Raw genomic sequence first — 22,506 nt, 5'->3', positions numbered from 1 at the left:
ACCCCTACAGGAATGCACCCGAGGGGGAATGGATGTACGGCAGTCACACCGGCCGTGCGCGCAGGGCGCGCGCGGCTCTGGGCAGTGCCGGGGCCGCCGTGGGAGCGATGCTGCTGCTCGCCGGCTGTTCCTCCGCCGAGTCCTCCGCGGCACCCCCCAAGGAAGCCCCGCCCCCGCAGGCCCCCGCCCAGCAGCCCAAGGCCCAGGTGCCCTTCTGGGTCAACCCCGAGTCCACCGCGGCCAAGCGCGCCTCCGAGCTCCGCGGCCGCGGCCGGAGCAGCCAGGCCCAGCTCCTGAGCAAGATCGCGGCGCAGCCCGTCGCCGAGTGGATCGGCCCCGATGACCCCGAGGGGCAGGCACGCGGCTTCACCGAGGCCGCCGCCAGGGCCGACCGCATCGCCGTCCTCGTGCTCTACAACATCCCCCACCGCGACTGCGGTCAGTACTCCCAGGGCGGCGCCTCCGACGGCAACGCCTACCGGGGCTGGCTGGACGGCGCCGTCCGGGGCATCAGCAACCGCGGCGCGACGGTGATCCTGGAGCCCGACGCCCTGCCCCACATCTCCGACGGCTGCACCCCGCAGCAGTACCACGAGGAGCGGTTCGCGCTCCTCAAGGAGGCCGTGGGCCGCCTCAAGGCCCTCCCGCACACCAAGGTCTACCTCGACGCGGGCAACTCCAGCTGGGTCATTCCGGCCGACCGGATGGCGGATCCGCTGCGCCGGGCCGGCATCGACCAGGCCGACGGCTTCGCGCTGAACGTCTCCAACTTCCAGACCACCAAGGCCAACAAGGACTACGGCCACCGGCTGTCCGGCCTGCTGGGCGGCAAGCACTTCGTCATCGACACCAGCCGCAACGGCAACGGCCCGCTGAACGCACCCGGCCACGAGAAGGCCTGGTGCAATCCGAGCGGCCGCGCCCTGGGCACCCCGCCCACCACCCGCACCGGGGACGCGAAGGTCGACGCGTATCTGTGGGTCAAGCGCCCGGGCGAGTCCGACGGCACGTGCAAGGGCGGCCCGGGCGCGGGCAAGTGGTGGGAGGCCTACGCCTTGGACCTCGCGCGCAACGCCCACTGACCGCGGCGCCGGCGCGGGATCTGCTTCCTGCGCCCGCCGCCGGGCGCTACCGCTTGGCCAGGGTTTCCGGAGCCGCCGGGGCCGCCGGAGGCACCTTCACCCATACCGCCGGTGAGGGCACGCCCCGGCCGTCGACGGCATTGAGCATGTACCACCCGGGGGGCACCAGCGACGGGTCCTTCGGCAGCGTGACCGTGATGCCGTCCGCCGTCCGCTTGAACTCCAGCGCGATCGACCGCTGTTCCACATTGGTGACGTGCGTGAACGACCCCGGCCTGATGAGGCGCGCCTTGGCGATGTCCTGCGGGCGCTCCGCGCGGTAGGTGGCCGTGCCGCCCAGCTCCACCGTCCGGGGAGCGGTGTCCTTCAGCTCGGGCCGCCCCTTCTTATAGAGGTAGGGCGGGGTGTAGAGGTCGATCTGCTGCTGGAAGACGCCCGGCTTGGAGTTGGCCCTGTCGCCGAAGAGCGAGTCGGAGCCGAAGGTCATCACCCGGCCGTCGGGCAGCAGCAGCGCCCCCGAGTGGTAGTTGCGGCCCACCAGCGGATCGGCCACCTCGTGCCGGCTGTTGTCCGCCGGGTCGTAGATCTCGGCCTTGAGGACGTTGGAGGCGCTGCGGCCGCGGTAGTCGCCCGAGCCGTTGGTGGTCAGCACCGTGTCGTCCGGGAGGATGACGCTGCTGGGATAGCGGGCCTTGGCGTAGAGGTCGGGGCCGTCGCGGAAGCGCGGCCGGTCGGCGTGCAGGTCGACGATGCGGGTCCGGGCGGTGGACCTCGCGTCCTCGCCGACACCGCCGCCGCCGAGGACCATGTAGCGCTGGTCCTGGGCGGGGGGCAGCAGGACGGACATCGAGGTCTCCAGGATGTCCGGGTCGCTCATGCCGGGCACTTCGGTGAACGCGTTGGTCGACAGGTCCCACAGGCCGGGCACGCGGCCCTTGTCCGCCGGGCCGTAGCCCGCGTTGGAGCCGGTGTAGAAGATCCGGCCCTTGTCGGTGAGGAAGAGCGCGGGATACGTCGGGAAGAAGCGCTCGTCGGGCAGGTAGGTCCACTTCTTGGTCTTCGGGTCGTAGACCTCGTTCTTCCCCGGGACGACCTGGCCGATCTCGTCGAGGCCGGAGACCGAGAGGACCCTGCCGTCCTGCAAGGTGGTCAGGGTCGGATACCAGCGGGCCTCGTTCATCGGGTCGACCGTGACGTAGCGCTCGGCGACCGGGTCGAATTCGAAGGAGTCCTTGATGCCCTGGAAGTCCTTCTTGTCGAAGGAGAGCTTGTTGGCGATGCCGTAGACGTTCTGGCCGTCCTTGCCGGAGAGGCCCTCGACCCGGTAGTTGTCGGTGAGGCCGGTCTCGAACTCGTGCCCCTTCTGGAGCGCCTCCACATAGACGCGGGCGGTGGAGACCGTGACGGTGACCTTACGGGTCTCCTTGTTCTGCTCCTTCTTGGCGCGGGGGACGAGCACCGCGTCCTTCGACTCGAAGGTCTTGCCGTTCTTGCGGCCGGTGAAGCGGGTGCCCGCGGGCAGCGTCATCGGCTTGTCCGGGTTTTCGTTGTGCACCACCATCAGGCCGCCGGCCTTGGTGATGTCGCCCTCCAGCTTCTCGTACCGCTGGGTGCCGCCGGCCACCAGGAGGCGGCCGTCGGGCAATTGGGTGTGGCCCGCGCAGAACAGGTCCTTCGGGGTGGGGATGTCCTTGTACGTGTCCGCCACCGGATCCCACAGGACCGTGCGGAAGGACTTCGCGCGGAAATGGGCGGCGTTGTTGCCGGAGCCGGCGACGAGGAGCACCTTCCCGGTGTGCAGCAGGGCCGCGTGGATCGTATTGATCCGGTACCGCTCGGGGACGTCGACCACGTCCCAGTGGCCGTTGCGCTCCTTGTACTCCGGTTGGTTGATCTTGTAGTCGTGGTACTCGTGGGAGGCGTAGCCCCAGATGGCCGGCCCGTTCATGCCCGCCAGGGCGAGCACCACCCCCGACCCCACCGCGAAGCGGCGGGTGCGGCGGCTGACACGGTAACGCCGGAAGTTCATCGGGTGGCCTCCACGGCTCTCTTGGCGCGGTGCGTCGTCCACCACCACGCGACGATCGGGGCGACGGTGATCGCGAGGGCCAGCGCCGCCCAGGTGCGCATCGCGGCGTGGGTGTGACCGAGCCAGAAGGAGGCCACCAGCGAGCCGCCGAAGACCACCAGGAAGAACAGGTGGATGCGGAAGGTCCCGAACAGGGTGTCGGGGCTGGCGGAATCCCCCTTGGGCGTGACGACGAAGCGGCTCTTGCGGCGCAGCACGGCATCCATCAGCGAGCGGGCGTAGACCGGGGCGGAGAGCGCGGACATCACCATGCCGGCCAGCCCGCCCGAGCCCTCGGGCTCGTGCGGCGAGACATTGTGCCGGCGGTTCCAGATGTAGAGCCCGATCTGGAGGGCGGCCGCATCGCTGTAGAGCATCATCCAGACCTCGGAATTGATCTGGATTCCGGAGGCGCCGAGCCCGAGGAAGAGGGCGCAGCTGAGGGCGCCGAGCATCCAGTTGAGTGCGGTCATCGGATAATAGATGACCAGCAGGCTGTAATTGAGGAATTTCCCTGGGGAGAGCGACCAGGGGCCTTTCCAGAACTGCTTGAGAATGGTCTCGTAGGTGCCCCGGGACCAGCGCAGCTGCTGGGTGAAGAAGTCCGTCCAGGCATTGGGGCCCTCGCCGACCGCGAGGACGTCCGGGGTGTAGACCGAGCGCCACTTCCGCCCTGTCGCGGGGTTGCGGTGACGGTGCAGCTCGAAGCCGGTGGCCATGTCCTCCGTGATCGAGTCGTAGAGGCCGCCGATTCCCTTCAGAGCGCTGATCCGGACGGCATTGTTGGTGCCGACGAACATGGGTGCGCCGTAGCGGTTTCCGGCGCGTTGGATCAGGGCGTGGAAAAGGAACTGCTGGCTTTCTGCGGCCTTGGTCACGGCCGCATCGTAGTTCCCGTAGACCTGAGGACCAACGACAAACGCGATATCGGGGTCGCGGAAGTACCCGAGCATGCGTTCCAGGAAGTTGGGCAGCGGGACGTGGTCGGTGTCGACCGAGGCGAAGAAGTCGTACGCGTCGCCGTGGGCGTCCAGCCAGGAGTTGTAGTTCCCGTGCTTGGTCTTGGCGCGGAACGGGCCCTTCGGACGGTTCCACTTCTCGATGCCCTTGCGGGAGAAGTGGCGCACGCCGAGCCGCCGGCAGACGGCCTTGACGGCGGGGTCGTCGCCCTCGTCGAGCAGCCAGACGTCGAGCGGGCCGCGGTGGCGCAGCCGGACCGCCGCCTCCAGCGTCCGCGTGACCATGTCGAGCGGCTCTTTGCCGGGCACGAACGAGGTGAGGAAGGCGACCTTGGTGCCGGTCTCGGGCACGACGGGGACGGGGTCGCGCGCGACGAGGGTGGCGTGGGCGTTCGAGGCGACGTTCATCGTGCGGAAGAGCTCGATGAGGCCGATCGACACCAGCATCACCGCATCCAGCACCCGCATCAGCGGGGTGGCGTGGTCGCGCTGCGTCCAGTGCGCGGGCTGCATCAGCCAGATCAGCAGGCCGAGCGAGACGACGGGGGCGGCGCCGAGGAGGGCCGCGCCGAGGACGCGGTGCGTCTCCTCGGCGAGCAGGCTGCGGTAGCGCACCCGGTACGGACGGTCCGGGTCGGGCTGGGTGAGCGGGCCGGCCAGCCGGCTGTAGTGCTCGTAGTCGAACCGGGGCCGGGCTCTCGGCGGGCGCGAGGGCGGGACTCTGACCGGCCCGCCATGGCCGGCCGCCCCGCCGTGGTCGACTGCCCCGCTATGGCCTGGTTGCTGCGGGATCGTTCCCTGGCGGACGGGCGTGCGAGGCCCGGCCGCCGCCGTCTGATCGTGGAGCTGCCGCCGGGCGCCGGCAGGAGTGGACGTCATGTGCATTTCCCCCCGCACGCATGCTGACTGCGTGTGTCAGATCGCGGGTCTCGTCCGGCCCCCCACGAGCCGCACGGACCCCAAGAGCACCGGCCCCCCCGGCGCCACCCAACTCAACTCAATCGTCACTTAGTGATGTTGGGTCATCGCTGTCCGTTCAGGATCTCGGACGCCGGGCCATGATCGCAAGGGTGAAACAAGGTGTTTACCGGGCAAAGTGGTGCGACCCGGCATGAGGGGGCATGCCATTGGCCGGAAAACGACTCAAGGCTCCTCACCGAGAGGTGAGGAGCCTTGAGACTCGCGTGCGCCGCCAGGGACTCGAACCCCGGACCCGCTGATTAAGAGTCAGCTGCTCTAACCAACTGAGCTAGCGGCGCCTGCTGACAGAGAAAACTCTACCTGATCCCGAGGGGTGCTCCCGACCACGCGCCTCGTCACCCGCCCGGGCCGCTCCGGCGTGCGGCCCTCCGGGGCCGCTGAGAGGCTGTGCCCGAGTACTGGCAGGACGCCGGGCCCGGGGGCCCGGGGAAAGGCGCGGCGGGCGTGGTGCGAATACGCGGCGCGGTCGTGGCGGCCGTCTGGGCGGCCGTGCTGGCCGGGCCCGGAGCGGGCCCGGCGGCGGCCGCACCCTCCGCGGCGGGAGGACCGCCGGCCGGGCGCGGCGGCCCGCGGACGGTCCTCCCGGCGGCCCGGCCCGTCGGTGACCGCCTGGAACCGGCCATCCGCTACGCCTTGGCCCATGTGGGCGACCCCTTCGCCATGGGCGGCGACGGCCCCCGCCGCTGGGACTGCTCCGGGCTCGTCCAGCAGGCCTACCGTCGCGCGGGCGTACGGCTCCCGCGCGTCGCGGCCGACCAGTACCGCGCGACGAAGCGCATCGGGCGGCGCGCGCTGCGCCGCGGCGACCTCGTCTTCTGGTCCCGCAACGGGCGGGCCTCCGGCGTCCACCACGTGGCGGTCTACCTGGGCGGGGAGCGCTACGTCGAGGCGCCGCGGCCGGGGTCCGGGGTCCGGGTCTCGACGTTCGGCCGCTACCGGCCGAACGCGTACGGGCGCGTGGGCTGAGCGTCCGGCGGATCGCCGCGCCGCCCGGTACCCGGCGGGGCTCCGGCGTCCGGTGCCCGGCGGGGCTCCGGCGCCCGGAGACACCTGACGAACTGCGTCAAGAGCGCCTCATTGAACAGCGAAGGACCGGAGGCCGGGGCGCGGCCTCCGCGCGGGCATGGGTGCAGGGCAGCGGCGGTCCCCATGGAGAGCAAGTGAAGGCGTCCCGTACGGGGCGCGACCGGATCGTTGCGACTGTTGGCCTAGACATGCCAAACGGCCGGTACTAGCCTCCGCCTTGGTCTAGACCGCATTTCACTCGGCTCACAGAACCCCCCACGTTCTCCGAGGAGCAAAGGCATGCGCAAAAAGATCAGTGCGGCGATCATCGGCCTCGGCATCGCCGCTACGTCCCTGTTCGCCACCGGCAGCGCGAGCAGCCACGGCTACACCGACACCCCCACCAGCCGGCAGGTGTACTGCGCCAACGGCACCGTCAAGGACTGCGGCGAGATCCAGTGGGAGCCGCAGAGCGTCGAGGGCTCCAAGGGCTTCCCGGCCCGCGGGCCCGCCGACGGCACGATATGCGCCGGCGGCAACAGCCGCTTCGCGGAGCTCGACGACCCGCGGGGCGGGCAGTGGCCCAGCACGAGCGTCAGCTCGGGCCAGAGCTATACGTTCCGGTGGCGGCTCACGGCGCGCCACGCCACGACCGACTTCCGCTACTACCTCACCAGGCCCGGCTACGACCCGAGCCGGCCGCTCACCCGGTCCGACCTCGACCTCCAGCCGTTCCTGACCGTGCCGTACGGCGGCCGGGTGCCCGACGCGACCGTCTCCCACCAGGGCACGCTGCCGTCCGGCCGGAGCGGCAAGCAGCTCGTCCTCGCGGTGTGGACCATCGCGGACACCGGCAACGCGTTCTACGCCTGCTCCGACGTCCAGTTCTGACGGCCTCCTCCGGGACCGCACCGGACGCCGGAGCCTCCTGGCGCCTCCCCGGCCCCACCCCGGGGAGGCGCCATCATCCCGGCCTGAGGCCGGTTCGGCCCCGTCACTCCTGCTCGGAGTCGTCCTTGCCCGGGCGGAGGGCGAAACGGGCCAGGAGCCCCGCCACCACCAGCGCCAGCCCCGCCAGCAGGGCGTAGTCCGGGACGGCGTTGCCTACGCGGGACGCCAGCTCCTCCAGGCGGAACTCCTGGTCGGCGTCCAGCAGACCGGGAAGCCCCGTGGTCCCGTCGTAGGCGAGGAACAGCACGCCGATCCCGATGAAGAACAGCCCCGACACCAGGGACGTCGTGTGCAGCCGCAGCCGTCCGATCCGCAGCTCCCGCCCGCGCAGCCACCGCCGGCTGCCGAGCCGGAAGCGGTCCCAGAAGACCGCCAGGACGAACAGCGGCAGCGCCATCCCGAGGGCGTAGACGGCGAGCATGGAGCCGCCGTAGACGGGATTGCCGTTGACGGCCGTCACGGTGAGGACCGCACCGAGGATCGGCCCCGCGCAGAACCCGGCCAGCCCGTACACGCAGCCCAGCAGGAACGTCGACGCGGCCGAGCGCGGCGTGATCCGCCCGGCCGCCGCCTGGGCCCTCTTCGAGGCGAAGCCCAGGCCCAGGATCTGCGCGGCGCCCATGGCGATCACGATCCAGCCGCCGGCGGTCACCAGCAGCTCGCGGTGGCCGTTGAAGAGCCGGCTGGCCGCGGTGGAGGCCACGCCGAGCGGGACGAGCGTGGTCGCGAGGCCCACGTAGAAGACGCCGGTGCGGGCGAGCAGCCGGCCGGGGCTCGCCAGGGAGTACGCGAAGAAGGCCGGCAGCAGCAGTGCGCTGCACGGGCTGACCAGGGCGAGGGCGCCGCCGAGGAAGGCGGCGAGGTAGCCGATGTCGGTCACGCCGGCCCCTTACTTCCCGCTCTTCTTCGCGGCGGCCGCGGCCCGGGCCTGCTCGATGGCCTCGTCGAAGGCGGCCATCGGCTGGGCGCCGGCGATGGGGCGCCCGCCGACGAGGAAGGACGGGGTCGAGGTCACGCCGAGGTCGTACCCCTCCTGCTGGTCCTTCTTGACCGCTTCCTCGGCAGCCGACCCGTTCAGGTCCGAGCGGAAACGGTCGATGTCGCTCACGCCGGCCTTGGCGGCCATGTCGGCGAGCTTGTCCTCGGCGAGGGCGTCACCCTTGCGCAGCTTGGCGTAGACCTCGTCGTGGAACTGCCAGAACTTCCCCTGCTGCCCGGCCGCCCAGGAGGCGCGGGCCGCGCGCTCGGAGTCCTTGCCGAAGATCGGGAAGTTACGGAACTCGATCCGCAGGACGCCCTGGTCCACGTACTTCTTGACCAGCTCGGGCTGGCTGTCGCGGGTGAACTTGCCGCAGTACGAGCACTGGTAATCGGCGTACTCCACGAGCACGACCGGCGCGTCCTTCCGGCCGAGCGCGAGCGGGTCGCCGTCCTTGCGGCGGCTGGTGGCCTGCTCGGCGCGCTCGTACGCGCCCCGCATCGGGTCGGCGGAGGGGTCGCCGGAGGCGGAAGGCCCGCGCTTGCCGGAGTCGCCGCCGTTCTTGCCGATGGCCATGCCGACGGCGACGACCGCCGCGACGAGCGCGAGGATCGCGCCGAGCGCGGCGAGGCGGCGGGGGAGGGGGACGGAGGCCTTGGCCTTGGACCGGGGCCCGGCCTTGGCGCCGGCCTTGGTCCTGGCCTTGGCCTTGGGGTCGGTCTTCTTGGCCTTCGGGGAAGTGGCAGACATAAAGGAGAAAGCTCCCTGGAACGTACGGAATCCGGATATGGCGAAGCACGGCCCGGCGGGGCCGTGGGGACCGGATCTAGATCCGCAGGACGGGGAGCAACTCGGCGCAGCCCGCGACGGGTGCGGGCGGCGCGCGCGGCGCGGTCGCCCGGGGCGCGGCGGCCTGGGGGAGCGGGGCGCGGGCGGTGCCCGGCGCGGTGACGGGGTCGGCGTGCCCGGAGGCGACGGCGGTCTCGGCGTCCTTCAGCGGCACGTCCTGCTGCCGGCAGCTGGTGCCGGCGTCCGGGGCCTCGGCCCGTACGGGCTTCCCGGCGTGCGCGGGTGCGGCTACGGCTGCGGCTGCCTGGTCCGGTGCCGGTGCCGGTGCCGCGTGACGGGCGGAGGGGGTGGTCGTGACCGCGGTGTACGGCTGCGCGCCGCCCGGGACCGGTCCGAAGAGCACCGTGAGGAGGAGCAGGAGCACGGCCGCGGCCGCCGTCCGGTGACTCTTGGTCGCGCTGGTCACGGTCCTCTCCTCTCCTGTCTCCTGGTGCGTGCGCGGTGGAAGGGCGGCCTCCATGCTACGGGCCCTGCTCAGACGCCTTCCGCCGCGAGCGCGCGCAGCGAGACGCGCTGGGCGTACCAGAGCAGGCCGACGGTGGTGGCGGACATCGCGGCGGCGAAGGCGAAGTGGCCTGCGGCCGAGACGACGGTGAAGCCGGCGAAGGTGAGGGCCAGGTGGGCGCCGAGCCGCAGGGCGACCAGTCCGATGGCCACCTTGCGGGTGCTCTTGCCGCGCCACATGCGCTTGGCCAGGCGCAGCCGCGAGCGCAGGACGGTCAGGGACACGACGAGGTTGACCACGCCCAGGGCGCCCAGTGCCCACAGGAGCCGGTGGTCGGCCTGGAAGAGGTCGTAGGCGGCGGACATTACGCCTTCAAAGGCGAAGAACCAGGCCGGCAGCGGCTTGATCTCCTCGGCGGTGACGGTGGAGGAGGAGGCGGCGGTCGCGGTGGTCGCGGTGGTCGCGGCGGAGGAGGCGGCGGGGGCGAGCGTCATCGTGTCCATGCCCATAACTCTGTCGTTCCGGCGCTCCGGCGGGCAGATCCACCGATCACAGGTCGCCGATGACATAAGTCATCGGCCATCAGTAGCCATCGGCTATCGGTCGCCGGAGCGGCACGACGAAGGCCCTCACCTTGCGGTGAGGGCCTTCGTCTGTCTGTGCGCCGCCAGGGACTCGAACCCCGGACCCGCTGATTAAGAGTCAGCTGCTCTAACCAACTGAGCTAGCGGCGCCTGCTGACAGAGATAAATATACCTGGTCCGGAGAGGTGCTCCCGACCGCCCCGACCGCCCCCGGGCCCCCAGGGGGCTACAGGGCCATCGACAGCATCAGCGGCGCGGCCCGCCGGTTCAGCGACTCGGCGGCCTGCCGCAGCCGGTGGGCGTGGGCCAGGGGCAGGGAGAGGGCGACGCAGCCGACCGTGCTCCCGGCGGTGACCGGGACGGCGGCGCAGACCGTGCCGAGCGCGTACTCCTGGAGATCGAGGACGGGGACGGTCGCGGGCTGCCGGTCGAGCGCGCTGAGCAGCACCTTCTCGCTGGTGATCGTCCGCGACGTGAGCCGCGCCGTGCGGTGGCGCGAGAGGTGCTCGCGGCGGTCGTCGTGGTCGAGCTGGGTGAGGAGGCACTTCCCGACCGCGCTGGCGTGGGCGGCGGAGCGGAAGTCGACCCACTCGTTGACCCGGGGCATGTGCGGGGCGTCCGCGCACTGGGTGATCCGGACCTCGCCGTCGATGTAGCGGCTCAGGTAGACGGCCGCGCCGAGCGAGTCGCGCAGCTCGGACAGCGACTGCTGGAGCTTGAGGCGCAGGGCGGCGGTGCGGTCGCCGCCGGAGCCGAGCAGGGCGAGGGCGTCCCCCGTGACGTAGCCGCCGTCGCCGGTCCGCTGGACGTACTCCTCGTGGTGGAGCATCGGCAGCAGATGCGCGAGGTGGGCGGCCGGCAGGCCGGTCTCGCGGGCGATCTGGGCCTCGGTGACGCCGCCGGAGTACCGGGCGACGGCCTCCAGCACCCGCAGGGCGTACTGCACCGAGTGGAACGGCGCGGTCGGGTCGGGCTTCAGCGCCACGGTCTCCCCCTACGGGACGGGCTTCCGGTGAGTCTCCCGCCGACCACGATAACCGCGAAACGCATGGCAGGAAGAGGGTGTTGGCAGTACGGCATATGCCGTTGCCATGCCGGCCGACCGGCGGGCGCGGGGCGCGGGCGGGGCACGGCCGGGAATAACCGGAGAGAGTCTCCGGCTACAGGGGACCGGGAACCGATCAGGAACACGCAGCAGCAGATCGCAGCAGACAGCAGCAGGAACAGATCAGGAAGAGGAAGGCGGACCACCGTGCCCGACGCGCAGGACGACTTCATCCGGGGACAGGCCCTGGGCAGCGCCCCCGTACCCCTGTCCGTACTGGACCTGGCGACCGTCGGCGCGGGCCGCACCGCCCGGCAGGCCCTCGCCACCACCGTCGAGCTGGCCCGGCTGGCCGAGCGCCGCGGCTACCACCGCTTCTGGGTCGCCGAGCACCACTCGATGCCGGGCATCGCCAGCTCCTCGCCGGCCGTCGTCCTCGCCCACCTCGCCGCTCACACCGACCGCATACGCCTCGGCTCCGGCGGCGTGATGCTGCCCAACCACGCGCCGCTCGTGATCGCCGAGCAGTTCGGCACGCTGGAGGCGTTCGCGCCCGGGCGCGTGGACCTGGGCCTCGGGCGCGCCCCCGGCACGGACGGGGCGACGGCGGCCGCGCTGCGCCGCGCGGACCGGCTCAGCGAGGGCGCGGACGAGTTCCCGCAGCAGCTCGCGGAGCTGATCCGCTTCCTCGACGACGACTTCCCCGACGGGCACCGCTACGCCGGGATCCACGCCGTGCCCGGCCCGGTCCAGGGGCGGGTGCCCGGCGGCGTGCAGCGCGCGGACCGGCCCTCGGTGTGGCTGCTCGGCTCGTCCGGTTTCAGCGCGCGGCTCGCGGGGGCGCTGGGCCTGCCGTTCTCCTTCGCGCACCACTTCTCCTCCGGCAACACGGTCGCCGCGCTGGAGCTGTACCGGCAGTGCTTCCGGCCGTCCGCCGTCCTCGACCGCCCGTACGCCAAGATCGGCGTGCAGGCCTTCGCGGCGGAGGACCCGGCGGAGGCCCGGCGCCAGATGCTCACCGGGGCGCTGGCGATGCTGCGGCTGCGCATGGGGCGGCCCGGGCTGGTGCCGACGCCGGAGGAGGCCGAGCGCTACGACTACAGCCCGGCGGAGCGGGAGTTCGTGGAGGACCGGCTGGCGAGTGCGGTGTACGGCACTCCCGAGGCGGTCAAGGAGGGGCTGAACCACCTCGTGAAGTCGACCGGCGTCGACGAACTGATGATCACGACGAGCGCTCACGGGCCGGACGCGCGCCTGCGCAGCTACGAACTCATCGCGGACGCGTACGGGTTGAACTAGACGCGTACGGGGCGAACCAGCGGTTCCGCCCGCGCGGGCGGGCACGTCGCCGCCGCGGCGGAGAGTGCGCCCGCCCCACGGCGCGCGGGCGAACCTCGCGCGGACGGACCTACGGCCGCACCCCCGTCGTCAGCAGTGACGAGATCGAGTCCGCCGGGACGGGGCGGGAGTAGAACCAGCCCTGTCCCGTGTCGCAGCCGATGCGGCCGAGCCGCTCCGCCTGCTCCGCGCTCTCCACGCACTCCGCCGTCACCGTGATCCCCAGCCGGTGGGCGAGCTGGACGAGAGCCTCGACGATCGTCTCGTCCGCCGGGTTCGGCGGCTCCTCCGCGCGGAAGCCCCGTACGAAGGAGCCGTCGAGCTTGAGCGTGGAGACCGGCAGGCGGCTGAGGTAGGCGAGGTTGGAGTAGCCCGTGCCGAAGTCGTCGATGGCGATGGCCACGCCCATGTCGCTGAGCTGGCGCAGCTGTTGCAGGGGGCGGCCGGCCGAGCCCATGACGGCCGATTCGGTGAGCTCCAGCTGAAGGAGCCGCGGCGGCAGGCCCGTCTCGGCGAGGATGGCCGCCACGTCGGAGACGAGGTCGGAGTCCCACACCTGCCGCACCGCGACGTTGACGCTGACGACGATCGGCTCCGCGGGGTGTGCGAGCTGCCAGAGCCTGGCCTGGCGGCAGGCCGTCCCGAGCACCCAGCGGCCGAGGGGGACGATGGCGCCGGTCTCCTCGGCGAGGCCGATGAACCGATTCGGCGGGAGCATCCCGAGCTGCGGGTGCCGCCAGCGGACCAGCGCCTCCACCCCGCGGACGACCCCGTCGACCAGACCGACCAGCGGCTGGTACTGGAGCACGAACTCGCCCCGCTCGACCGCGGGCCGCAGCGTGCTGGACAGGGCCTGACGGGTCATCCGGTGGGCGTTGCGCTCGGGGTCGAAGAGCGTCCAGCGGGCCTTGCCGTCGGCCTTCGCCCAGTACAGCGTGGTGTCGGCGGCCTGCATCAGCTCGGTGGCGTGGGTGCCGGCCGCGGGCCGCTCCACGACGCCGATGCTGGCCGAGACCGACAGCCGCTGGCCGGCCACCTCGAAGGGCCGCTGGAGCCGGTCCTGGACGCAGGCGGCGAGCTCCACGAGCTGCTCGGTGCCCGCCGACTCCTCGACCAGCAGGGCGAATTCGTCGCCGCCGAGGCGGGCGACGAGATGGCCGCCGGGCGCGGCGCACTCGCTCAGCCGGCGGGCCACCGCGCCCAGGAGTCTGTCGCCGGCCCGGTGGCCGAGGGTGTCGTTGATGGCCTTGAAGCCGTCGAGGTCGAGATAGCAGACGCCGATCCGGCCGGTGCCGCCGTCCGCGGCGGAGGCCGTGGCGAGCGCGGTGGTCAGCCGCTCGAAGAAGAGGCTGCGGTTGGGCAGCCGGGTGACGGGGTCGTGCATCCGCAGGTGCCGCAGGCGGGCCCGCAGGTCGCGCCGGTCGCTGATGTCGGCGACGGACAGGAGGGTGTCGCAGCTGTCGGGCAGCGGCGTGACGATCACCTCGGCCCACACCCCCTGGCCGCCGGTGTGCTTCAGCCGCCGGGTGCAGTGCAGCCGCTCGCGGCGGCCGAGCAGCACTTCGCGGTACGCGCTCCAGGTGCGCGAGTCCTCGCGCAGGCCGGTGAATTCGGCGGCCGGGGCGTCGGCGAGCCGGGCCGGATCGGTGCCGAGCAGCGCCCCGAGGGCGTGGTTGGCGGTGCGCACCAGGCCGTCGCGGCCCACCACGGCCATGGCGAGCTGTGCGGCATTGAACGCGGCACGAAAATCACTGGATTCATTACGTTGCGTGACGACTGTAGGCGTAGGGCCGGGCGCGCCGCCCTGGCCATCGAGGGTTCCGCTCACCGCTCGCTCCCGCATGGCATTCGTTCCGCACTGGCTTCGTATGGGTCTCATGGATCTCGTACGCGTGTCCGAACAGGCGGCGGGAGGCCGTCCGCCCGGGGTATCCGTGCTGGAAATGTGGCGATCATAGAGCTCGCGAGAGGACCGTTCCAGCGGCCCTCATGAGCGAGGCCGGGCCGCCGACCCCGGGTTGTCCACTTCTGCACGACCGTGCGCGCTCGTGCCTGAGCCTGTAGTGCCACACCATCTCGATTGACCATCAGTGACTGAGTGTGATGTACCCAGAAGTCGGCCTAGTCACTCGACCGGAGCAGCGGAATAGGGCATAACACCACAAATCCACCGAGGGTGGATGAGGTGTCCCGAATCCGTCCCGGGAGGTCGACGTGGTGCGTCCGCAGACACCCATGGGAGTGGACCGGCCGCGGCGCCTGCGCCGCGTCGGGGCCGTCCTCACCGTCCTGTGCGCGATCGCGGCGACCACGCTCGTCGCCGTCCCCGCGCAGGCCGTGGGGCCCGGCGGGCCCTGCGCGCTCCCGCGCAGCCAGGCCCACCACTCCGAAGGGCTCGACAGCTGGAACCCCGCCTACCCACGGCCCGTGGGCCGGCTCGACGCGGTCATGATCTTCCTGTCCTTCCCGGACTCCAAGCCCGCGGTGAGCCCGGAGAAGCTCGCGGCCGACCACTTCCCCGCCACCTCCCGCTTCTTCGAACGGGCGTCCTACGGGCGGTTCTCGCTGCGCGCCCATCCGGTGAAGCGGTGGTTCCGGATGCCCCGGTCCGCCACCTCGTACCGGATACAGCGCGACTGGGACGGCGACCGGCGCTCCGACTACCTGCGCGACGCCGTCGCCGCGGCCGACCCCGGCGTGGACTTCAGCCGCTACGACCTCGTCTACCTCGTCGCCGACCCCGACGCCCCCGGCGTCGACTCCGACGCGACCAAGGTCGTCAACCTCGACCGGCCGCTCCAGGCCGACGGCGTCCCGCTGCGCCGCATCGTCACCGTCTTCGAGCACCACCCGCCCGACCGCAACGTCCTCGCCCACGAGACCGGGCACGTCCTGGACCTGCCCGACCTCTACCACCGGCCCACCGACGGCAAGGGCGACTGGGACACCCACGTCGGCGACTGGGACCTCATGGGCAGCCAGTTCGGGCTCGCCTCCGACCCCTTCGGCTGGCACAAGTGGAAGCTCGGCTGGCTCACCCCGGCGCAGGTCGCCTGCGCCCGCGGCCCCAGCCGCGCCCTCTACACGCTCCAGCCGCTGGAGACGCCGATGCAGCCGGGCGGCGACAACCGCACCCGCCTGGTCGTCATCCGTACGGGTACGACCACGGCCCTCGCCGTCGAGGCGCGCTCCGCCTTCGGCAACGACAGCGGCGCCTGCACCGAAGGCGTCCTCATCTACCGCGTGCACAGCGATACGGCTTCCGGCGGCGGGCCGGTGCAGGTCCTCGACGGGCACCCGGGCCACCAGGCCTGCTGGGGCGAGTCCGTCTACCCGCCGCTGGCCGACGCGCCGCTGGGCGTGGGGGAGTCGCTCAGCTCGGAGGCGGACGGGGTCCGGGTGACCGTACGGGGGCGGACGGCCGGCGGGTCGTGGACCGTGGGGGTGAGCCGGGCGTAAGGCAACGCGGCGCGTGCGGTGCGGCGCGTACGACGAAGGCCCTCACCTTGCGGTGAGGGCCTTCGTCTGTCTGTGCGCCGCCAGGGACTCGAACCCCGGACCCGCTGATTAAGAGTCAGCTGCTCTAACCAACTGAGCTAGCGGCGCCTGCTGACAGGGAAGACTTTAGCACCCTGATCGGGTGGAACGAAAATCCGGATGTTTCAGCGGGCCACGGGGGTGGTTGTGCAGGTCAGAGGGGTGGCCTGGGCCACACGGGGGGTTGCGCGGCGGGGCGGGCGGCAGGGCGGGGCGGCAGCTCACAGAGCGGGCTCGGGCGCACGGCCCTTCGTACGGCGGGGGAGCTCCGCCAGCGGAGAGCCGGCCTCCGCGCGCGCCACCCGCACGCACGCCCACAGCAGCGCCTCCGCGTTCGGCAGCCACGGGTGGCGCACCTCCGGGGCGACCACCCAGCGTGAGACGGGCGGCGCGGGCTCGTCCGGGCCCGGGGGGTAGAGCGGGGGGATGGTCACGGTGTCGCCCGCGCCGTGGCACAGCAGCGGGGGCATCGCGCGCGCCCACTCCTCCCAGCCGAGCAGCGCGGGCAGGCGCTGGGCGGTGCCGGGGGCCGCGAACAGCTGGAGCCGGCCGCGCTGGGCGGCGACCGGGCCCGAGCCCGGCCCCTTCTCCCATAACCGGTCCAGCACCCGGCGGCCGAACAGGGCGGGCGCGCTGACCACGTCGAACGCGACGCCGCACGGCAGCACGACCGGGCTGGCCGGGCAGTCGATCCACAGCGCGTGCACGCTCCGGGGGAAGGGGCTGGCCGAGGCGAGCCAGTCCGCCCCGGCGAGCGTGACGTGGGCGGCGGTGCCGGGGAGCCGGGAGGAGACGCCGGGGACGCCGGAGGCGCCGGGGGCGTCGCCGTGCCGGGGGAACGGCCGGATGAGCGGATCGCGCGGGTCGTACTGCCGAGAGGTCATGGCGCCCATGCTCAGCGGTGCGGCCGGAGCGGATCCGGGTAGTTGCGGAAGTCGGGACAGCGCGGGGTGCGGTGCGCTATTTTGCGCGCCGCATATGCCAACGGCCCATGGTCGGCGTGGTGACCACGGGCCGTCCGGGGTGCGAGGGGGCCCCGGACCGGGGTGCGGCGCGCCTCAAGCGGCGCCGGTCACTCCTCGGTCCCGCCGCCGCGCAGCAGGTCACGGCCGAACTCGACCATCTTCTTCGCATAGTCCTCGCTCCACTCGGCGCGCTCGGCGATCACGGCCGTGGACAGGCGGTCGAAGCGCCGGGGGTCGGCGAGCTGGGCCGCCGCCACGGCCTGGAACTCGGTCGCCCGGTCGGCCGCGGCACGGAAGGCCAGCGCGAGCTCCGTGGAACGGGCCAGCAGCTCACGGGGGTCCTCGATCGACTCCAGATCGAAGAAGTGCTCGGGGTCGGCGACCGCCTCCGGGGGCTCGAAGAGCAGCTGCGCGGGCTTCAGACGACGCGGCCGGTCGCTCGGACCCGCGTCGGGAGCCGACTGCGGCTCGGACATGTACATACCTCCAGGATCGTCTGCACCGCCCTCCATTGTCCTGCGCACCGCAAGAGCGCCCCTCGGCGGCCTCGCCGCGGCGGCTCACCCGCGCCAAGCCACCCGGTGCTCGGCCAGATGCGCCAGCACCGCATGGTTCGCCTCCCAGCCGTCCGGGAACTTCACCGTCACCCCCAGCTGCACCGGCTCCGTCGACGGGTGGTCGTCCAGGAGGCGGTCCACGCCCGCGCGGCACACGACGATGCACGCGTGCCGGTGCCGCGAGGCGAGGACGCACAGGCGGCCCGTCTCCAGGTGGAAGGCCGTCGCGTCCGGGCGGCCCGACAGCGGGTGGAGGACGACCGTCACGTCGAACTCCCGGCCCTGGAGCCGGTTCGCCGTGTCGACCGTGACGCCCTGCACGCCCAGGCCGGCCAGCGCCGTACGGACCGCGGCGGCCTGGTCGCGGTGGGCCGTGCCGACCGCGATCCGGGCGGCCGTGAGCGGCACCGGATCCGGCCCCGCTTCGCTGACCGTCACCCCGCCCCGGTCCAGCAGCCGCCGCACGACGCGCGCGACCGCGCCGACCGCCTCCGGGTCCGTGCGCGGCGTGTGCCGGGCGGGGAGCTCCAGCAGGCCCCAGCCCGAGACGGCCGCCTCGTCCAGTACCCGGTCCGGGCCCGAGCCGTCCGACGCCACGCCGAAGGACAGCCGCCGGTCGCCGTGGGCCGTGCCGCTGCGGAAGGGCGTGTACGGATAGAAGGCGGCCGACACCAGCGGCGCGGCGGACGCGGGCAGCCGCCAGGACACCGGCAGCCGGTGCTGCGGCAGCCGCGGGTTGTGGGCGAGCAGTGTGCTCACCGCGCTCGCCGACGGGTCGTACGACAGCCCGGCCCACTGCGCGACGCCGTCCGCCCCCACCACGCTGAAGGGGTCCAGCTGCCCGGGGTCGCCCACGAACAGCGCCCGCTCGAAGAGCCCGGCCACGGCGAGCAGGGCGTCCGACCGCATCTGGTAGGCCTCGTCCACGATCGCGTGGCCCCACGGCTCGGCGGCCTTCGTGTGCGCCCACTTCGCGGCCGTGGACACCACGACCGGCAGCCCCGCCAGCGCGGCGGCCTTCGGGGAGGTCACCACCGAGGGCAGGGCGTCGAGCGCCCGGTCGTACGGGTTCGTGTCGCTGCTGTGCAGCCGCCCCACCGGCAGCTCGGGGTCCTTCGCGGCCAGCCGCAGCACCAGGTCGTCCACCTGGGCGTTGGTCTGCGCGACGACCATCAGCGGGCGGCCCGCCGCGGCCAGCTCCCGCGCGGCCCGGACGACGAGCGTCGACTTGCCCGCGCCCGGCGGCGAGTCGACCACGACGCCGCGCTCCGGGCTGTGCAGGGTGTCGTGCAGGATCCGGCGGGTGACGTCCTCGGCGGCCGCGCCGGGGTCCCAGGCGCGGCCGCGCTGCGGCGGCACCGCCCCCGCGTTCTCCGGGTGCATCGTGGGCGTCCTCACAGCAGGTCCTCCGCGGTCACGGGATCGGGCAGCTCCGCCGCCGGCTCGCCGGGCGGCCCGCCGTGCGTCCACGGCGTCCGCTCGGGATCCGGCAGCTCCGGGCCGCCGCGCGGGGCGTGCTCGAAGAGCGTCCAGCACACGCGGTCCCCCTTCTCCGGCACCGAACCGGGCTCGGGCTCCCGGCCCCGCCCCATGCCGCCCGTCAGACGCACCGTCAGGGCCCCCGGTTCACCGGGCACGTGCCCCGCGAACTCGCCGGGCTGCGCCTTGCCGCCCGGCAGGACGCGGTGCACCTTCGCCCCCTCGGCCAGATACGGGCCGTCGTCCGTGCGCACGGTGACCAGCGGCCTGGGCCGCGGCACCTTCGCCTCCGTGTACTCCATCACCACTTCGGTGACCTCCCCCGTGAACGCCTCGCCCGCCAGCCGCCGCCCGGCCATCACCAGCGGATCGTCCAGCGCCTCCTGGGCCTCCAGCTGCGCCTGGGCCGCCTCCCGCGCCGCGAGCTTGCGGGCGGCCGTCACCGCGTCGTCCCGCCGGGGCTGCGGCGGCTCGCCGGCCCGGACGCGGTCGCGGTGCGCGGTGTAGGACCAGCGGTCCCGCTTCCAGCGCTCGCCGGCCCGCACTCCCTCGGGCAGCGCCCGCAGCAGGTCGACGCCGCGCCAGACCGCGTCCCACGTGGGACGCAGCTGCGTCTCCAGGAGCGCGCGGATCTCCTTCGAGGCCCCCGGCAGCCCGGCGTCGTGGCGCGCGACGGCCGGGGCCAGCAGCTTGTTGTCGAAGGCGGGGTCGGTGGCCGGGCCGGCGGGCGGGTGGAGCAGCTGCCCGGCCGCGTCGCGCGCGAGCTCCGCGCGCAGCGCGGCCTCCGCTCCCGTCAGCCCCTCCGGCGGGTCGATCCAGGCGAGCAGCGCCCCCAGGTGCTGGTCCTCCAGACTGCTCTGGCCGGTGGCCCAGTGGCGGCCCAGGAGCTCCGTCATCGGCAGCAGCAGCGACGAGCCGGGCACCCGGGCGCGCTCGCCGAAGTGGGTGAGCCAGCGGCCGAGGAGCGGCACGCGCGGGGGAGCCGGGTGGGGTGCGTCGGGGTCCTGCTCCGCGGTGCGGCGGAAGCGCATGGAGCGCCCGAGCAGCCGGACGTACGAGACGCCCGCCGCGCCCGGCACCAGCAGCTGCGGCGCCCCGGCGCACAGCTCGGCCTGGACCGTGACCTTCTTGCCGGTCTCCGGGTCGGTCTCCTTGCGCTCCTCAAGGGTGATGTCTTCGGCGAACCCCTCGACGTAGGGCAGCATCTCCTCGGCCAGCTCGGCGAGGAACGCGAAGCGCAGGTCACGGTCGCGCGGCTGCGGCACCACCAGCAGCCGGGGCCGCTCGCGCTCGGTGCCGACGAGCGCGCCGAGCGGGGCGCCGGCCTCGCCCGCCGTGGTCAGCGGGACGAACACCAGCGGCTGTTCGGCCAGATGCCGGTGGCGCACGGTGGTCAGGGGCTGCGCGCGCCCGTCCCGTACGGCTTCCAGCCGGGCGAGCGTCGTGATCAGCGACATGCGGCGGCCTCGATTCCCGTGAGCGGCGGGGCCAGGGCCTCCGCACGGAGGGCCGCGGCGCGGCGCAGCGCGACGACGGTCGGGTCAGGCGCACCGCCGGGCGCCTCTTCGGGCACGGGAGCGTCCCCGAGCGCGGCGGCGAGCACGGACTCCACCGTCGTCAGCCCGCCCAGCTCCCCGCGCAGCCCCCGGCCGAGGGTGGCCACGGACCCCTCGGCCCGGGCCCGGGCGCGGCAGTGGAAGGCCAGCTCGCAGGCGGCCAGGCACTCCGGTGCGTAGGCGGCGCCGACGGCTTCGACGGCGGCGGCGAGCTCCCCGGCGGGCCTGTGCGCCGTCTTGCCGTCGTCGGCGAGGCACAGGTCGAAGGTGGTGCCGGCGGGCAGCTCCGCGGCGATGTCCTCGACGCGGGCGAGCCGGGCGAGCTGGCGGCGGGTGGTGGCGCGCGGCTTGCGGACGTCGACGAGCCCGGCGACCGGGACGTTGGCGAAGTCCTTGGGGCAGACCAGCAGGATCTCGTGGCGCACGCGCGCGGGGTCGCCGTCGCCGGTCCGGGCCGCGAGCTCCTCCAGCGCGAGGACGTAGACGGCGGCCTGCCGGGCGGCGGCGCCCACCTTGCCGGGGTCGGCCGCGCCGTCGATCACCGGGAAGGACTTGATCTCCACGACCGTCCACGTCCCGTCGGGGTGGACGACCACGGCGTCGGGTTCGAGGAAGGCGGGCGCGCCCGCCACGGGGAGGGCGAGCAGCGGGTGGTCGAGGAGCGCCCAGCGGCCGGCGGCCGTGGCCTCGCGCAGGGCGAGCGCCGTCCGGGCGGTGCGGCCCTCGGGGCCGCCGGCGGTCAGGTCGGGGACGTCGGCGGAGCCGGGCTCGGGGGCCGCGGTGCCGTCGCGCAGCTGCTCATGGAGCAGCCGGACGAGCTCCGTGCCCCCGTCGGCCTTGGCGCGGGCCTCGAAGGAGTGGCCGCGCGCTATCGCGAACTGCGACTGCCCGGAGGCGGCTGGCGCGCCGAGGGCCCGGGCCAGAGCGGACTTGTCGACTCCGGCGCCGTCCAGCAGGACCCGGCGGCGGCAGCCGGGGTTGGCGGCGAGGGCCGCGAGGGCGCGGGCGTCGAGCGGGCGCGGCGTGCTGCCCGGCCCGCGCAGCTCAGCGAGCCGCTGCCGCAGTGTCGCCGGTGCGGCTTTCGCCGGCCCTGCCGTGGGCCGGCTGTCGGGGGATCTGGTCACTGGCATCCGCCTCGAGGGGTCGCTGCGGCGCTCCCGGACGGCCGTCTCCTGCGGCGGGGCGGGAGGCCGCCGCCCGGGGAAGCGCTGTACCCGCCGAAGTCTCGCACCCGGCACTGACATTCGCGGGCGTCCCGGCCGTTTCCCCGCGTCCCGCGCCGGTCAGGCGGCTCTTGACGAGGTCGGCCAGGCGCAGCGCGGGCTTGGCCAGCAGCAGGCCGGCGACCATGACGGCGACGCCCGCGACGGCGTCGAGGAAGTAGTGGTTGGCGGTGCCCATCACGACGAGGGCGATGGCGAGCGGGTAGATCACGCCGGCCGCCTTGGCCCAGGGGGTGCGGCCCTGGCGCCAGAGGACGACGCCGCACCACAGGGCCCAGCCGACGTGGAGGCTCGGCATCGCGGCGTACTGGTTGGTCATCCCGCCGAGGCCGCGGGGGGCGCTCGCGTCGCCGCCCCACCAGCCGTACGAGGAGTACTGGGCCATCGTGTCGACGAAGCCCTCGCCGGCGTCGAGGAGCCGGGGCGGGCAGGTGGGCAGCAGGGTGAACCCGACGAGGCCGATGAGGGTGGAGATCATCAGCCAGCTGCGCTGGAGGCGGTATTCGGCGGGGCGGCGCCGGAAGAGCCAGATGAGGATCGCGGGCGTGAGCAGATAGTGCAGCGACGCGTACGCGAAATCGGCGGGTATGCCGAGGGCCGGGTGCTCGGTGAACAGCCGGTTGAGCGGGTGCTCGAAGTTTATTCGGAAGCTTTTCTCAAGATCGAGAATCGCCAGGCCGTGGTCGACGGCGGGCTCCACAGTGCCCCGGACGAGCAGCCGGCCGGCGGAGTACAGCCCGTACACCACGGCGATCAGCGGCAGCTCGGTCCACCAGCGCGGCCGCTTCCGAAGCGGTGCGGTGCGGTACATCCGTACGCTCTCCATTTGTCCGTCGGCCAACAAGCGCGCATGCCACCGTACGGTGTACGTCGCATCGATCGCACACCGCCCCGCGACTTCCC

General features: G+C 73.3%; 19 protein-coding genes and 3 tRNA genes. 5 read left to right on the top strand and 17 right to left on the bottom strand.

Annotated features, from left to right (window positions below; all coding sequences use genetic code 11):
- The first annotated feature begins 32 nt into the window (after window positions 1–32).
- Entirely contained in the window at window positions 33–1,082 is a 1,050-nt protein-coding gene (locus D7231_RS30160; RefSeq protein ID WP_120758781.1) for a glycoside hydrolase family 6 protein, read from the top strand.
- A 46-nt stretch (window positions 1,083–1,128) separates the two neighbouring features.
- Here the strand turns inward: D7231_RS30160 and glxA are convergent, their stop codons facing one another.
- The 3 genes from glxA to D7231_RS30145 all read right to left on the bottom strand — a co-directional run bounded on the left by glxA (window position 1,129) and on the right by D7231_RS30145 (window position 5,368).
- Window positions 1,129–3,111, bottom strand: a complete 1,983-nt coding sequence (gene glxA, locus D7231_RS30155) for a radical copper oxidase GlxA (RefSeq protein WP_120758780.1) — start codon at window positions 3,109–3,111, stop codon at window positions 1,129–1,131.
- Window positions 3,108–4,988, bottom strand: a complete 1,881-nt coding sequence (locus tag D7231_RS30150) for a glycosyltransferase family 2 protein (protein WP_120758779.1) — start codon at window positions 4,986–4,988, stop codon at window positions 3,108–3,110. Before D7231_RS30150 ends, glxA begins: the two co-directional genes overlap by 4 nt.
- A 306-nt stretch (window positions 4,989–5,294) precedes the next feature.
- Window positions 5,295–5,368: transfer RNA gene (locus D7231_RS30145), tRNA-Lys, on the bottom strand.
- A 166-nt stretch (window positions 5,369–5,534) separates the two neighbouring features.
- Here D7231_RS30145 and D7231_RS30140 point away from each other — a divergent pair.
- Window positions 5,535–6,056 carry a C40 family peptidase gene (locus tag D7231_RS30140; RefSeq protein ID WP_147449814.1) on the top strand — a complete coding sequence of 174 codons (522 nt, stop codon included), beginning with the start codon at window positions 5,535–5,537 and terminating at the stop codon, window positions 6,054–6,056.
- Between the two features lie 339 nt (window positions 6,057–6,395).
- Window positions 6,396–6,986: a lytic polysaccharide monooxygenase auxiliary activity family 9 protein gene (locus D7231_RS30135; RefSeq protein WP_120758777.1), complete on the top strand. Its 591-nt coding sequence runs from the start codon at window positions 6,396–6,398 to the stop codon at window positions 6,984–6,986.
- Between the two features lie 103 nt (window positions 6,987–7,089).
- Here the strand turns inward: D7231_RS30135 and D7231_RS30130 are convergent, their stop codons facing one another.
- The 6 genes from D7231_RS30130 to D7231_RS30105 form a co-directional block, all read right to left on the bottom strand.
- Window positions 7,090–7,926, bottom strand: a complete 837-nt coding sequence (locus tag D7231_RS30130; protein ID WP_120758776.1) for a cytochrome c biogenesis CcdA family protein — start codon at window positions 7,924–7,926, stop codon at window positions 7,090–7,092.
- 9 nt (window positions 7,927–7,935) lie between these two features.
- Window positions 7,936–8,775 carry a DsbA family protein gene (locus tag D7231_RS30125; RefSeq protein WP_120758775.1) on the bottom strand — a complete coding sequence of 280 codons (840 nt, stop codon included), beginning with the start codon at window positions 8,773–8,775 and terminating at the stop codon, window positions 7,936–7,938.
- A gap of 76 nt (window positions 8,776–8,851) precedes the next feature.
- Window positions 8,852–9,280 (bottom strand): hypothetical protein, encoded by a 429-nt coding sequence (locus tag D7231_RS30120; protein WP_120758774.1) that lies wholly within the window; start codon window positions 9,278–9,280, stop codon window positions 8,852–8,854.
- Between the two features lie 68 nt (window positions 9,281–9,348).
- Window positions 9,349–9,822 (bottom strand): hypothetical protein, encoded by a 474-nt coding sequence (locus D7231_RS30115; RefSeq protein ID WP_147449813.1) that lies wholly within the window; start codon window positions 9,820–9,822, stop codon window positions 9,349–9,351.
- A 157-nt stretch (window positions 9,823–9,979) separates the two neighbouring features.
- A tRNA-Lys gene (locus D7231_RS30110) sits at window positions 9,980–10,053 on the bottom strand.
- 76 nt (window positions 10,054–10,129) lie between these two features.
- Window positions 10,130–10,888, bottom strand: coding sequence for an IclR family transcriptional regulator (locus tag D7231_RS30105; protein ID WP_120758772.1), 759 nt, complete (start codon window positions 10,886–10,888; stop codon window positions 10,130–10,132).
- Between the two features lie 267 nt (window positions 10,889–11,155).
- Between D7231_RS30105 and D7231_RS30100 the strand changes: the two genes are divergently transcribed.
- Window positions 11,156–12,247 carry an LLM class flavin-dependent oxidoreductase gene (locus D7231_RS30100; protein WP_120758771.1) on the top strand — a complete coding sequence of 364 codons (1,092 nt, stop codon included), beginning with the start codon at window positions 11,156–11,158 and terminating at the stop codon, window positions 12,245–12,247.
- A 109-nt stretch (window positions 12,248–12,356) separates the two neighbouring features.
- Here the strand turns inward: D7231_RS30100 and D7231_RS30095 are convergent, their stop codons facing one another.
- Window positions 12,357–14,000: a putative bifunctional diguanylate cyclase/phosphodiesterase gene (locus tag D7231_RS30095; protein WP_228774327.1), complete on the bottom strand. Its 1,644-nt coding sequence runs from the start codon at window positions 13,998–14,000 to the stop codon at window positions 12,357–12,359.
- A gap of 500 nt (window positions 14,001–14,500) precedes the next feature.
- Between D7231_RS30095 and D7231_RS30090 the strand changes: the two genes are divergently transcribed.
- A complete protein-coding gene (locus tag D7231_RS30090; protein ID WP_241999994.1) occupies window positions 14,501–15,745 on the top strand; it encodes a M6 family metalloprotease domain-containing protein in 1,245 nt (414 codons plus the stop codon).
- 73 nt (window positions 15,746–15,818) lie between these two features.
- On the opposite strand, the gene D7231_RS30085 is transcribed toward D7231_RS30090, so the two are convergent.
- The 7 genes from D7231_RS30085 to D7231_RS30055 all read right to left on the bottom strand — a co-directional run bounded on the left by D7231_RS30085 (window position 15,819) and on the right by D7231_RS30055 (window position 22,414).
- Window positions 15,819–15,892 (bottom strand) — tRNA-Lys (locus tag D7231_RS30085).
- Window positions 15,893–16,044: 152 nt separating this feature from the next.
- Window positions 16,045–16,707 (bottom strand): bifunctional DNA primase/polymerase, encoded by a 663-nt coding sequence (locus D7231_RS30080; RefSeq protein WP_228774328.1) that lies wholly within the window; start codon window positions 16,705–16,707, stop codon window positions 16,045–16,047.
- Between the two features lie 188 nt (window positions 16,708–16,895).
- Window positions 16,896–17,264: a hypothetical protein gene (locus D7231_RS30075; RefSeq protein WP_120758804.1), complete on the bottom strand. Its 369-nt coding sequence runs from the start codon at window positions 17,262–17,264 to the stop codon at window positions 16,896–16,898.
- Window positions 17,265–17,348: 84 nt separating this feature from the next.
- Complete coding sequence (locus D7231_RS30070) at window positions 17,349–18,728, bottom strand: AAA domain-containing protein (RefSeq protein WP_120758768.1); 1,380 nt, start codon at window positions 18,726–18,728, stop codon at window positions 17,349–17,351.
- 11 nt (window positions 18,729–18,739) lie between these two features.
- On the bottom strand, window positions 18,740–20,281 hold the full coding sequence (locus D7231_RS30065; protein WP_120758767.1) for a hypothetical protein: 1,542 nt from the start codon (window positions 20,279–20,281) through the stop codon (window positions 18,740–18,742).
- Window positions 20,272–21,510, bottom strand: a complete 1,239-nt coding sequence (locus D7231_RS30060; protein ID WP_120758803.1) for a hypothetical protein — start codon at window positions 21,508–21,510, stop codon at window positions 20,272–20,274. Before D7231_RS30060 ends, D7231_RS30065 begins: the two co-directional genes overlap by 10 nt.
- A complete protein-coding gene (locus D7231_RS30055; RefSeq protein WP_228774329.1) occupies window positions 21,425–22,414 on the bottom strand; it encodes a phosphatase PAP2 family protein in 990 nt (329 codons plus the stop codon). Before D7231_RS30055 ends, D7231_RS30060 begins: the two co-directional genes overlap by 86 nt.
- Window positions 22,415–22,506 lie beyond the last annotated feature (92 nt).

The organism is Streptomyces klenkii (assembly GCF_003626645.1).
GTDB lineage: Bacteria > Actinomycetota > Actinomycetes > Streptomycetales > Streptomycetaceae > Streptomyces > Streptomyces klenkii.
The sequence above is the reverse complement of the archived record's forward strand: the minus strand, read 5'-3'. Positions and strand labels throughout refer to the sequence as shown.